9 protein-coding genes are annotated in these 12,072 nt (G+C 65.3%); 8 read left to right on the top strand and 1 reads right to left on the bottom strand.

Features of this window, described 5'->3' with window-relative positions:
- The first annotated feature begins 130 nt into the window (after positions 1-130).
- The 4 genes from OSH12_RS25390 to OSH12_RS25375 all read left to right on the top strand — a co-directional run bounded on the left by OSH12_RS25390 (position 131) and on the right by OSH12_RS25375 (position 5,731).
- Complete coding sequence (locus tag OSH12_RS25390) at positions 131-1,504, top strand: dihydroorotase (RefSeq protein ID WP_266346438.1); 1,374 nt, start codon at positions 131-133, stop codon at positions 1,502-1,504.
- 7 nt (positions 1,505-1,511) lie between these two features.
- Complete coding sequence (locus OSH12_RS25385) at positions 1,512-2,771, top strand: Zn-dependent hydrolase (RefSeq protein WP_266346437.1); 1,260 nt, start codon at positions 1,512-1,514, stop codon at positions 2,769-2,771.
- Between the two features lie 19 nt (positions 2,772-2,790).
- Positions 2,791-3,924, top strand: coding sequence for a DUF917 domain-containing protein (locus OSH12_RS25380; protein WP_266346436.1), 1,134 nt, complete (start codon positions 2,791-2,793; stop codon positions 3,922-3,924).
- A gap of 136 nt (positions 3,925-4,060) precedes the next feature.
- Positions 4,061-5,731, top strand: coding sequence for a urocanate hydratase (locus tag OSH12_RS25375; RefSeq protein WP_266346435.1), 1,671 nt, complete (start codon positions 4,061-4,063; stop codon positions 5,729-5,731).
- Between the two features lie 277 nt (positions 5,732-6,008).
- Here OSH12_RS25375 and OSH12_RS25370 read toward each other — a convergent pair whose 3' ends face one another.
- Positions 6,009-6,968 (bottom strand): nucleoside hydrolase, encoded by a 960-nt coding sequence (locus OSH12_RS25370; RefSeq protein ID WP_266346434.1) that lies wholly within the window; start codon positions 6,966-6,968, stop codon positions 6,009-6,011.
- 280 nt (positions 6,969-7,248) lie between these two features.
- Here OSH12_RS25370 and OSH12_RS25365 point away from each other — a divergent pair, with 280 nt between their 5' ends.
- From OSH12_RS25365 to OSH12_RS25350, 4 genes are all read left to right on the top strand, one after another.
- Positions 7,249-8,748 (top strand): phosphomannomutase/phosphoglucomutase, encoded by a 1,500-nt coding sequence (locus tag OSH12_RS25365; RefSeq protein ID WP_266346433.1) that lies wholly within the window; start codon positions 7,249-7,251, stop codon positions 8,746-8,748.
- Between the two features lie 236 nt (positions 8,749-8,984).
- Positions 8,985-9,998 carry an aldose epimerase family protein gene (locus tag OSH12_RS25360; protein WP_266346432.1) on the top strand — a complete coding sequence of 338 codons (1,014 nt, stop codon included), beginning with the start codon at positions 8,985-8,987 and terminating at the stop codon, positions 9,996-9,998.
- A gap of 292 nt (positions 9,999-10,290) precedes the next feature.
- A complete protein-coding gene (locus OSH12_RS25355) occupies positions 10,291-10,665 on the top strand; it encodes a tudor domain-containing protein (protein ID WP_266346431.1) in 375 nt (124 codons plus the stop codon).
- A gap of 160 nt (positions 10,666-10,825) precedes the next feature.
- Positions 10,826-11,962, top strand: a complete 1,137-nt coding sequence (locus tag OSH12_RS25350; RefSeq protein ID WP_323180734.1) for a DUF1688 family protein — start codon at positions 10,826-10,828, stop codon at positions 11,960-11,962.
- The last annotated feature ends 110 nt before the right edge of the window (positions 11,963-12,072 follow it).

Genomic DNA, 12,072 nt, shown 5'->3' with positions numbered 1-12,072 from the left:
TTGGTCTTCTCTCCAGCCTTCCTCTCCCCCACCAAAACCTTCAACATGGTGAGGAGCGGCCGGAAGGCTGCGTCTCGAACCACGCACGCCGCCCCAAGGCCCTGAACCGCAACAACCGCCCGGTGACAGCATGAGCGATTTCGATCTCGTCCTTTCCGGAACCGTCGTCACCGCCGAACGCGTCATCGAAGGCGGCTTTGTCGCCGTGCGCGACGGCAAGATCGCCATGGTCGGCCAGGGCGAAGCGCCCTCGGCGCGCGAAAAACACGCGTTAGGAAACGCGCTGATCCTGCCCGGCGCCATCGACGCCCAAGTGCATTCGCTGAGCCAGAAAGACCAGGAAGACTTCATCTGGTCGACCCGCTCGGCGGCGGCCGGCGGCGTCACCACCATCGTCGACATGCCCTATGACGAGGGCAATCTCGTCTGCTCGGCAGAGGCGGTGCAACGAAAGCTCGACCATGCCGGACCGCAGGCGCGCGTCGACTTTGCGCTTTATGGCACCATCGACCCGCAGGAAGGCACCGCGCGCATCCGCGAAATGGTGGCAGCCGGCGTCGCCGCGTTCAAATTTTCCACCTTCGGCACCGACGCAAAGCGCTTTCCACGCATTCCTCCGGCGCTGCTCGCCGATTGCTTTGCCGCGATCGCGCCGACCGGGCTGACGGCCGGCGTCCATAACGAGATTCACGAAGCGGTCGACGCGCATATGGCCCGCGTCCGCGCTTCCGGCATCACCGACTGGCGGGCGCATGGCCTGTCGCGGCCGCCGATCACCGAACTGCTCGCCGATGTCGAGATTTTCGAGACCGGGGCGCTGACCGGCTGCCCGGCGCATGTCGTGCATTCGTCGCTGGCGCGCGGGGCGGAGCTGGCGGCGCGCTACCGGGCCGAGGGGCATGCGGCAACGGTGGAAGTCTGCATCCATTACCTGACGCTGGACGAGGAAAACGACGTCTGCCGGCTGGGCGGCAAGGCCAAGATCAACCCGCCGATCCGGCCGCGCGCCGAGGTTGAGGCGCTGTGGCGACAACTGGCGCTCGGCAACGTCACGCTGGTCTCGACCGATCACGTTTCCTGGTCGGAGGACCGCAAGACCAAGCCCGCCATGCTCGACAACGCCTCCGGCGTGCCGGGGCTCGAAGTCATGCTGCCGCTCTTCATCAAGGGCGCGCTGGAACGCGGCCTGCCGCTGACATGGGCTGCGCGGCTGATGGCGAAAAACCCCGCCCGCCATTTCCGTATCGATCACGAGAAGGGCGCGCTGGAGGTCGGCAAGGACGCCGATATCGCCGTGCTGACTCATGAGCCGGCGCTCTATGATGCGGCGGCGAGTGGGCATAATGTGGTGGGCTGGAGTCCGTATCACGGCATGACGCTTCCCTGGCGGGTGAGCGGCACGTTTGTGCGCGGAATCCAGGCCTTCGACGGACGCGACGTCCTGGCCCAACCCGGCTTCGGACGTTTCGTACGGCCTCCCCCCACTCTGCCGATCGAGATCTGAACCCTTTATGCGCAACAACCTGCCGATCGACGAGACGGAGCTCTGGAACGATCTGATGGTGCTCGCCACCATCACCGAACCGGAGCGGCCCTGGACTCGCCGTGCCTTTTCAACGGTGTTCCTCGAAGGCCGTGCCTTCGTCGCCGGGCGAATGCGCGAGGCGGGGCTCACCGTTCGGCTCGACGCCGCCGGCAACATGATCGGCCGGCGCGAAGGTCGCTTTTCCGAACACAAGGCCATTGTCATCGGCTCGCACAGCGACACCGTGCCGGATGGCGGCCGCTTCGACGGCACGGCTGGCGTCATGGCCGGCATCGCCGTCGCCCGCAGCTTCCAGCGCGACGGCACGGAGCTGGACCATCCGTTCGAGGTGATCGACTGCCTGGCGGAAGAGGTTTCCATCTTCGGCCTTTCCTGCATCGGCAGCCGCGCCATTTGCGGGAAGTTGAAAGCCGACCAGCTCGATCGCGCGGCGCCGGAATCGGGCGAGATCCTGCGCGACGCCATCGATCGCATGGGAGGCGACGCCGCCTATCTGGACGAGGCCCAGCGCGGCGACATCGCCGCCTATCTTGAGATGCATATCGAGCAGGGTCCGGTTCTTGAGGACGAGCGCCTCGACATCGGCATCGTCACAGCGATCGCAGGCATCACGCGGCTGGAAATCGTCATCGAGGGCCGGGCCGACCATGCCGGCACGACGCCGATGCATGTGCGCCAGGATGCGCTGGCCGGGGCCGCCGCCGCCGTCTCGGTCATTGCCAAGGATGCGCGCCGCCGGGCCAAGGCAGGGCACGGCCACTTCGTCGCTACCGTCGGCGAATTCCGTGTCGAACCCAACGCCGCCAATGTTGTGCCGAACCGGGTGACGCTGCTGGTTGATACGCGCGCCGAGGAACGGAGCTTCATGGAAGGTTTTGTCGCCGAACTGCAGCCGCTGATCTTGCGCGCCATGTCCGGCACGGGCGCGCGGATCACGGAATTCCGCGCCATTTCCGACAACCGCCCGGCGCTTTCCGATCCGCTGCTGCTCGACGTTCTGGAACAATCGACCGAGGCGTTGGGCCTCGGGCCGCGCCGCATGGCGTCGGGCGCCGGCCATGACATGGCCTGGTTTTCACGCGTTGCGCCCTCGGCGATGATCTTCATCCCGTCCAAGGACGGGCGCAGCCACACGCCGGAAGAATGGTCGGAGCCGGGCGAGATCGCCGCCGGCGCCGCCGTGCTGCACGAGACCGTGCTCCGCCTCGACAAAATGCTCGCCTAGCCAAAGGGGAAGAAACGCCATGGGCCGCATCCTGACCGAAAAAGACGTCGAACCCGCCGTGCGCGGCGGCTCCGTCTACGCGGCCGGTGGCGGCGGCTGGGCCGATCACGGCCGGATGCTGGGGCTCGCCGCCGTACGGATCGGCAAGCCGGAACTGGTCACGGTCGACGAACTCGACAAGAATGACTGGGTGGCCACCGCCGCCGCCATCGGCGCGCCGGCCGGAACCACCGCCTGGGAAATGCAGGGCGTCGACTATGTGAACGCCGTGCGGCTTCTGCAAGAGGCGCTTGGCGAAACGATCACGGCGCTGATGGTCGGCCAGAACGGCCGCTCGTCGACGCTGAATGGCTGGCTGCCCTCCGCCATCCTCGGCACCAAGGTGCTCGACGCGGTCGGCGACATCCGCGCGCATCCGACCGGCGACATGGGCTCGATCGGGCTGGCTGCCTCGCCGGAAGCAACAATCCAGACGGCCGTCGGCGGCAACCGCGCCGACAACCGCTATATCGAGCTGGTGGTGCGCGGCGCGACGGCCAAGGTGTCGCCGATCCTGCGCACGGCATCCGACATGTCGGGGGGCTTCATCGCCTCGGCCCGCAATCCGGTTCGCGCTTCCTATGTGCGCAAGAACGCGGCGCTTGGCGGCATCTCGATGGCGCTTTCGCTGGGCGAGGCGATCCTCGCGGCGGAAGGCAAGGGCAGCGGCCGGGGCAGCGCCACCGCCGTCATCGATGCGATCTGCAAGGCGACCGGCGGCCATATCGCCGTTTCCGGCCGGATCGCGAAAAAGGACGTCGTCTATACCAACGCCGCCTTCGACATCGGCACCGTCGTCATCGGCGCCGGCGACAAGGCGGTGACGCTACATGTGATGAACGAGTACATGGCGATCGACGATGCCGGCGGCGCCCGGCTCGCCACCTTCCCGGATGTCATCACCACGCTCGACAAGGACGGCGAGCCGCTTTCGGTCGGCCAACTCAGCGTCGGCATGACCGTGCATGTGCTGCATGTGCCCAAGGCGATCATCCCGCTCTCGGCCGGCGTGCTCGACCCCTCCGTCTATCCGCCGGTCGAGGCGGCGATGGGCATTGAGATCGCGCGCTATGTATTTGCCGACGAGGCGAAGAAGAAGCGGAAGAAGAAGTAGCGAGTCTTCGAGGCTCGCTGCGTTCGCACCTCAGCCGGATGGGGGCTGGTTTTGCAAATCCCATTGTCCATCATGCCGAGGTGCCGCCCGCAGGGTGGCCTCGAAGCACGCACCCTTGATCCGCGAGGCCTCTTCCATGCCGAATCCCCGCTATCCCGTCACCTCGGGAACGACGCTGCGCTGCAAGGGCTGGCGGCAGGAGGGCCTGCTGCGGCTCTTGGAAAACGTGCTCTCGGTCGGCGAGGATCCGGACAGCCTGATCGTCTATGCGGCGCTCGGCAAGGCAGCGCGCAACTGGGCGGCGCATGACGCCATCGTCCGGGCTCTGAAGACCATGGACGAGGACGAAACGCTGATCGTCCAGTCCGGCAAGCCGATCGGCATTTTGAAGACGCAGGTCCAGGCGCCGATCGTCATCATGGCCAATTGCAACATCGTCGGCCAATGGGCGAAGGCCGAATATTTCTACGAGCTGGAGCAGAAGGGGCTGATCTGCTGGGGTGGGCTGACCGCCGGCGCCTGGCAATATATCGGCAGCCAGGGCGTCATCCAGGGCACCTACGAGATCTTCATGCGCATCGCCGAGAAGCATTTCGGCGGCGATCTCCGGGGCCGCTTCATCCTGACCGCCGGCCTCGGCGGCATGGGCGGGTCGCAGCCACTGGCCGGCCGCATGGCCAATGCCGCCATCCTCACCGTCGACGTCGATTCCGAGCGGGCGGAAAAGCGCAAGGCGATCGGCTATGTCGACGAGATCGCGCCCGACCTCGACACCGCGCTGCAGCGCATCGCCCACGCACGCCATCATCGCGAGGCGCTGTCGGTGGCGCTCGTCGGCAACGCCGCCGAGATCTATCCAGAAATCTTCCGGCGCGGCATCTATCCCGACATCGTCACCGACCAGACCTCGGCGCATGACCTCGTCTATGGCTATGTGCCGGCTGGCATCTCCCTCGCCGAGGTTCGGGCGTTGCGGCAAAGCGATCCGGCGAAACTCATGGCGCTTTCGCGCGCGTCCATCGTCCCGCATGTCCGCGCTATGCTCGATTTCCAGAAGCACGGCTCGGTCGTGTTCGACAACGGCAATCTGATCCGCACCCAGGCGCGCGAGGCGGGCGTCGAAAACGCCTTCGACATCCCGATCTTCACCGAAGCCTATCTGCGGCCGCTGTTCGCCCGCGCCATCGGGCCGTTCCGCTGGATGGCGCTCTCCAACGATCCCGACGACATCCGCCGCATCGACGATCTCGTGCTGGAACGCTTTCCCGACAACCAGATCGTCACCAACTGGATTAGGCTGGCGCGGGAAAACGTACCGTTCGAGGGGCTGCCGGCACGGATCGCCTGGCTCGGCCATGGCGCGCGCACCGAGCTGGCGCTCGCCGTCAACGACATGGTGGCGGCGGGCGCGCTGTCAGGCCCGATTGCCTTCTCCCGCGATCACCTCGATGCCGGTGCGATGGCGCATCCCAACATCATGACCGAGAATCTTCGCGATGGTTCCGATGCGATCGCCGACTGGCCGCTGCTCGACGCGATGGCGCTGTCGGCTTCCGGCGCCGATCTCGTCACCGTGCATTCGGGCGGCGGCGGCTATGCCGGCTACATGACCTCGGCCGGCGTGACGCTGGTCGCGGACGGCACCCCGGCTGCCGGCGAGCGCCTTTCGCGCGCGCTCACCAACGACACCTCGCTCGGTGTCATGCGCTATGCCGACGCCGGCTATGAGGACGCGCTCGACGAAGCGGCGGCGAAGGGCATCCAGCGGTTTGACGTGCCGTCGGAAAAGGTGGTCCGGCGGGGGTGATCGACATCATCCGTCCACCGTCCCCTGCCCCACCCTCGCCGTCATCCCGGGCTTGACCCGGGACCCATGCAGCCGAGGTTTTTTCGCGTGAAACTCCCGGAAACCCGGCTGAATGGATCCTCGCCTACGCGAGGATGACGCCGGAGTTTGGGGCTGGCGGCTGCGTGCGGCGGGTGAGGGTTTACGACCTCACCCGATAGTTCCCTAAACCCTCACCCGGAGCTCCGCTCCGACCTCTCCCTCAGGGAGAGGTGAAGACAGAGCTCGGCCTACTGCCCTACCCGTGCGGGCGGGCAAAGATTTCGGCGAGCATGTCGACGAAGAGCGTGGTGTCGGCGTCGAAGGCGACGTGGGCGTTCGGGGCGCGGTTGCCGCGGAAATGCGTGTCGATCACCGTGCGGCCGACCGTCAGCGCGCCGCCGGTCTCGACATCGACGTGCAGATGGCGCGTCGTCAGCACGTCGCGATTGACCAGATAGGCGACGCAGACGGCGTCATGCACCGGCGCGGTGCCGAGCACGTCCATCTTCTGGGCGATGTCGTGCATCTCGATGCGGAAACGGACGATGTCGGACGTTGCCTGACCAGCCGGGGTTCCCAGCGCCTTCAGGCGATCGCAATCGGCGTAGGAAATCAGCGCCCGGTGCGTCGCGTCGAGGGTCACCAGCGTCACCTTCTCGAAGCCGGCCGAGAACACGCGGGCGGCTGCTTCCGGATCAGCCCAGATATTGAACTCCGCCGAGGGCGTCATGTTGCCGATCTCGTGGCCGCCGCCCATGATGATCAGCTCCGGCACGCGCTTGGCGAAATCCGGATCGGCGGCGAGGGCTGCCGCGATATTGGTCAGCGGGCCGACCGGCATCAGCACGATCGGCTCCTTGGCATTGCGATAGGTCTCGACCAGATAGTCGACGGCGCCCTTGTCGGCCCTTTTCGACTTCGCCGCCGGAACCGGCAGCGTCTCGACATGGAATTTGGAAGCCTGGTCGCTGACGCCGCGCGCGACCGGGAAATTGTCGCGCACGAAGGGACGGTTCGACCCCTCATAAACCGGGATATCGGAGCGACCGATATGGTCGAGGACGCGCAGCGTATTGTCGGTGCAGAACTTGACCTCGACATTGCCGTTGACGGTGGTGACGCCGATCAGCTCGATCGCCGGATGCAGCGCCGCCAGCATGATGGCGACCGCGTCATCGGTTCCGGTATCGACGTCGAGAATGAGCTTCTGGGCCACGCGGCGAACTCCATGCGGGTCGGGAAAGGGTCTTTTCGACTCTCCGCAAGGCGGGAATCCAAAAGAGGCGTCAGGACGTTAGGGGCGAGCGCCGGCTAGCGTCAAGACGACGGAAACCGAGTTGGCCGCATGTCCGCAACGAACCGCGCGCCATCCCGCCCGACACAGGACCGACGCATGTGCCGGCCTATCTTCTCCATCGGTTCTCGCGTGCGCAGTGTTGCTTTGGCAACGATTTACACGCCACTCTCCGACCCGATGTTTCGAACGGGAGTTTCGTATGTTTCCGACGCCGGTGCCCAAGCTTGTCCAGAACACCTACGACTTCGAATCGAAGCCGATGGTGAAGCCGACGGGCTTCCGGGAATATGACGCGCGCTGGCTGTTCGGCGACGAGATCAACCTGATGGGCGTGCAGGCGCTCGGCATGGGTCTCGGCACGCTGCTCGGCGAGATGGGCGTCAAGCGCGAGCTCGTCACCGGCCACGACTACCGTTCCTATTCCGCCTCGATCAAGCTGGCGCTCGTCACCGGGCTGATGGCATCCGGCGTCAAGGTGCATGACATCGGCCTCGCGGTGACGCCGATGGCTTATTTTGCCCAGTTCGATCTCGACGTGCCGGCCGTCGCCATGGTCACGGCCTCGCATAACGAGAATGGCTGGACCGGCGTCAAGATGGGCGCGGCGCGACCGCTGACCTTCGGCCCGGACGAGATGACCCGCCTGAAGGAGCTCGTGCTGACGGCCGCCTTCGATCTTCGCGGCGGCGGCGCTTACGTCTTCCATGAAAACTTCCCGGCGCGCTATCTCGCCGATATCACCAACCGGCCGAAGCTGAAGCACCCGATCAAGGTGATCGCCGCCTGCGGCAACGGCACGGCCGGCGCCTTCGCGCCGAAAGCGCTGGAGATGATCGGCGCCGAAGTCATCCCGATGGATGCCAATCTCGATTTCACCTTCCCGCGCTACAATCCGAACCCCGAAGACATGAAGATGCTGCACGCGATCCGCGATGCGGTGCTGGAGCATGGCGCGGCGGTTGGCCTCGGCTTTGACGGTGATGGCGACCGCTGCGGCGTCGTCGACAATACCGGCGACGAGATTTTTGCCGACAAGGTCGGCGTGATGCTGGCGCGCGACCTTTCGGCGCTCAATCCGAACGCGACCTTCGTCGTCGACGTCAAGTCGACCGGCCTGTTCGCCACCGATCCGGTGCTGCTCGCCAATGGCGCGAAGACTGATTACTGGAAGACCGGCCATTCCTATCTCAAGCGCCGCGTCAACGCGCTGGGCGCGCTCGCCGGCTTCGAAAAGTCCGGCCACTATTTCTTCAATCAGCCGATCGGCCGTGGCTATGACGACGGCCTGGTCTCCGCCTTCGCCATCCTCGACATGCTCGATCGCAACCCCGGCAGGTCGATGGCCGAGCTGAAGGATGCGCTGCCCAAGACCTGGGGCTCGCCGACCATGTCGCCACATTGCGACGACGAAAAGAAGTATGGCGTCATCGACAAGGTGGTCGCGCGCTTTGAGGAAAAGCGGGCCAAGGGCGAACTCGTCGCCGGCCAGAAGATCGTCGATCTGATCACCGTCAACGGCGTGCGCGTCGTCAACGAGGACGGCACCTGGGGCCTCGTCCGCGCTTCGTCGAACAAGCCGGAAATGGTCGTCGTCGTCGAAAGCCCGGTTTCGGAAGCGCGGATGCGCGAAATGTTCAAGGCCGTCGACGAGACGCTGCGCGAGAATCCGGAAGTCGGCGCCTACAACCAGACCATCTGAGGCCTCTGCGCCAGAACAGGACAGAAACGTGGAAGACCAGCGCACTTCTTCACCTCTCCCTGAGGGAGTGGTCGACGGACGAAGGCCGGCGGGTGAGGGTTTACGGCCTCACCGGATGGTTCCCTAAACCCTCACCCGGAGCTGCGCTCCGACCTCTCCCTCAGGGAGAGGTGAAATGCCGGATCCTCCGATATGATCTGGCCCTAGAACACGACAAACTTTCCGGAGACGCTCCCATGTCCGCCCGCTCCTTTGGCACCCTGCCGGACGGCACCGCCGTCGAAGCCGTGACCATCGCCCATGGCGACCTGACCGCCACGATCCTGACCTATGGCGCCGTGATCCAGGACATCCGCCTTGCCGGCGTGCCGCATCCGCTCGTGCTCGGCTACGACACGATCGAAGGCTATGTCCGCAATCCCAACTATTTCGGCGCCGTCGCCGGCCGTTTCGCCAATCGCATCGCCGGTGGCCGCTTCACCATCGACGGTGAGGATTTCCAGGTCTCGCCCAATGAGGCGCCGAACCATCTGCATGGCGGCTTCAAGGGATTTGGCACCCGCGTCTGGAAGCTGGTCCGCTCGGATGCCTCGAGCGTGACGCTAGCCATCACCGGCGAGGATGGCGACGAGGGCTATCCGGGCAAGCTCGAGGTCGAGCTGACCTATTCGATCGATGCGCCGGGCACGCTCAAGACCTCGATCACCGCCACCACGACCAAGCCGACGCCGGTCAATCTGGCCCAGCACAGCTACTTCAATCTCGATGGCGCGGGGACAATCCGCGGCCACGTCCTGACCATTCCGGCCGAAACCTATCTGCCGGTTGACGAAGGCAAGATCCCGACCGGCGAGTTCCGCCCTGTCGAAGGCACGGAATATGATTTCCGCGCCGGTCGCCCGGTCGGCGACGGGCATGACCGCATCGTCGACAGCTACGACCATAACTTCGTCGTGACGCGCGAGAAGACGGCAACGCCGCACACGCTCGCCCGCCTTGCCTCGTCGAAGAGCGGCCTGGCGCTCGATGTCACCTCGACCGAGCCCGGCGTGCAGTTTTACGGCGGCCAGATGACCAAGGCGCAGGATCCAGGCCTCAACGGCGAGATCTACGGCGCCAATTCCGGCCTCTGCCTCGAAGCGCAGCTGTTCCCCGACGCGCCGAACCAGAAGGATTTCCCGGACGCCATTCTGCGCCCCGGCGAGACCTATCGGCAGGAGACGATTTTCCGCTTCAGCCGCACAGGCTGAGCGGAGAAAGCTCCAAACATCTGTGCTTACCTCTCCCTGAGGGAGAGGTCGGCTCGAAGAGCCGGGTGAGGGTTTAGGGAACCCTCCGGTGAGGCCGTAAACCCTCGCCCGCCGGCCCTTGGCCGTCGACCTCTCCCTCAGGGAGAGGTGAAGAATGGCGCTCCAAAGCGGATGGATCTTGTTTTCGTCGTTGCCTCCGGCATCGAGCCTTCATGGCGAAGCGGCGAACTTCCGTATAAGGCAGGTGCGTCGATCCATTCGTGGATCGGCGCATTCTTCGTTTGGGGGCTTCATGAAAAAATCGACTTCGATCCTGCTGGCGGCAACCGTTGTTCTTGCAACAATCGGCGGCGCGAGCGCGCAGACGGCTGGTGACTGGGTTCTTGGAAACTACAAGAACGCCGGCTACTGGTTTCCGGGCGTCATCGAAAAGCTGCAGGGCGACGACATCACCGTTCGCTATGATGACGGCGATCGGGAAACCGTAAAGATCAAGGCGGTCCGCCCCTATAACTGGACCATCGGCACCAAGGTCGAGTGCAATTACAAGGGCGCCGGCAGTTGGTACGCCGGGACGATCTCTTCCCTGGCCGGCGAGAAGATCGGCATCGCCTATGACGACGGCGACAAGGAAACGACCAAGACCGGCCGCTGCCGAACCAAGTAGGACGCCAAGGCAGGCCAAAGGCCTGCCTTTTTCACACCGAGCGCCGGATGCGTGCCTTGCTCGCTCTCATCCGGCATGACGGCGAGCGTGAATATCTGCTAGAGCGAAGCCCGCTTGGGCCGTGAGAGATCCCTCGCCCATCGCTTTGACGGAGAACCCCTTGGCCGCCATTTCCTCCCTGCTCTCCGCCAGCGCCGTGCGCGAGCGTGCAAACCTTCTGCTCGAACTCGGTATCGCCGGAAAGCTCGACCACTTTGTTGTCGATCTCAAAAAGCTGCCGGCGGCGGCGGACGCCGTCATCGAAACGATCCGCGCCGACTATCCCGATCTCGACATCCCCTTCCATTCGCGCTGGCGCGATTTCGAGGCCGGGCAGATCGATCGTTTTGGCGGGCTGGTGGATGCCGCCGGCATCACCGATCCGCTCGTCTTCGGCCGCGCCGCCTTTGATCTCGCCATCGTCAGCGTGGCTCTCGACTCCGATCCCGGACCGGACTGGCACTATCACGAGGCGATGACGGGCGAGACTTTGTCGGGCTCCGAGGGCGTTGGGGTGGCGAGCCTCGTCCTGTTCGCCTCCGGCCTGTTCTCGCAGGACCCGGCCGACCCGCTGCGCGTCGATGCGGCGGCGCTGGCCGTTCTGGATGCTGCCGATCTCGCCGAAGCCTTTCAGGTAACACCCGAAAACCCGATGGCCGGGCTTGAAGACCGTGTCCGGCTCCTCAACAAGCTCGGGCGGATCGTTGCCGACCGCGCCGATCTGTTTGGCGAAGGCGAAGCGCGGCCGGGCGGCTTGTTCGCCAAGGTGCTGGCCACTGCCGACGAGGACGGGAGGGTTTCGGCGCTCCAGATTTTCGACCTGGTACAGGAAGCGCTCGGCCCGCTCTGGCCAGGTTCCCTGCTGCGCGACGGCGTGGCGCTGGGCGACACGTTCGAACATGCAAAGCTCGTGACGGACGACCCGACCAGCGGCCTGGTACCGTTGCACCAGCCGGCACAATGGCTGAGCTACTCTCTCATCGAACCACTGCTCTGGACCGGGGTCGAGGTGGTTGATCTGGACGTGTTGACGGGGATTCCGGACGACCGCATCGGCACGCTTTTCCTGGACGCTGGCGTTCTGGTGCCGAGGCATGCCCCGGCCGGCAAGCGTTCGCTGGACGGGGACGAATTCACCGTCGAAGGGCGGGCGCTGACGGTGGCGCTGCTCGACAGCGTCGCCGTGCTGGTGCGTGAAAAGCTCGGGCTCGACGCCGAGGCGTTGCCGCTGGCCAAGGTGATGCAAGCCGTCACTTAGGTGGGTGGACGCAGGATCCGGAAACGCACGTCGATGGCGGGCCGGCGCTGCGCATCGAAAACGACGGGACGGTGCTTTAGAGGCAGACCTTCACATCCGCTCGGACACCG

The sequence above is a fragment of the Kaistia terrae genome (assembly GCF_026344005.1).
Lineage (GTDB): Bacteria > Pseudomonadota > Alphaproteobacteria > Rhizobiales > Kaistiaceae > Kaistia > Kaistia terrae.
This window is presented reverse-complemented; position numbering and strand designations above follow the sequence as displayed.

Excerpts from the sequence above, each read along its gene's own strand:
- OSH12_RS25365 (WP_266346433.1), top strand. The coding sequence starts at position 7,249 with ATGTTTCCGACGCCGGTGCCCAAGCTTGTCCAGAACACCTACGACTTC.
- OSH12_RS25360 (WP_266346432.1), top strand. The coding sequence starts at position 8,985 with ATGTCCGCCCGCTCCTTTGGCACCCTGCCGGACGGCACCGCCGTCGAA.
- OSH12_RS25380 (WP_266346436.1), top strand. The coding sequence starts at position 2,791 with ATGGGCCGCATCCTGACCGAAAAAGACGTCGAACCCGCCGTGCGCGGC.
- OSH12_RS25375 (WP_266346435.1), top strand. The coding sequence starts at position 4,061 with ATGCCGAATCCCCGCTATCCCGTCACCTCGGGAACGACGCTGCGCTGC.
- OSH12_RS25355 (WP_266346431.1), top strand. The coding sequence starts at position 10,291 with ATGAAAAAATCGACTTCGATCCTGCTGGCGGCAACCGTTGTTCTTGCA.
- OSH12_RS25385 (WP_266346437.1), top strand. The coding sequence starts at position 1,512 with ATGCGCAACAACCTGCCGATCGACGAGACGGAGCTCTGGAACGATCTG.
- OSH12_RS25390 (WP_266346438.1), top strand. The coding sequence starts at position 131 with ATGAGCGATTTCGATCTCGTCCTTTCCGGAACCGTCGTCACCGCCGAA.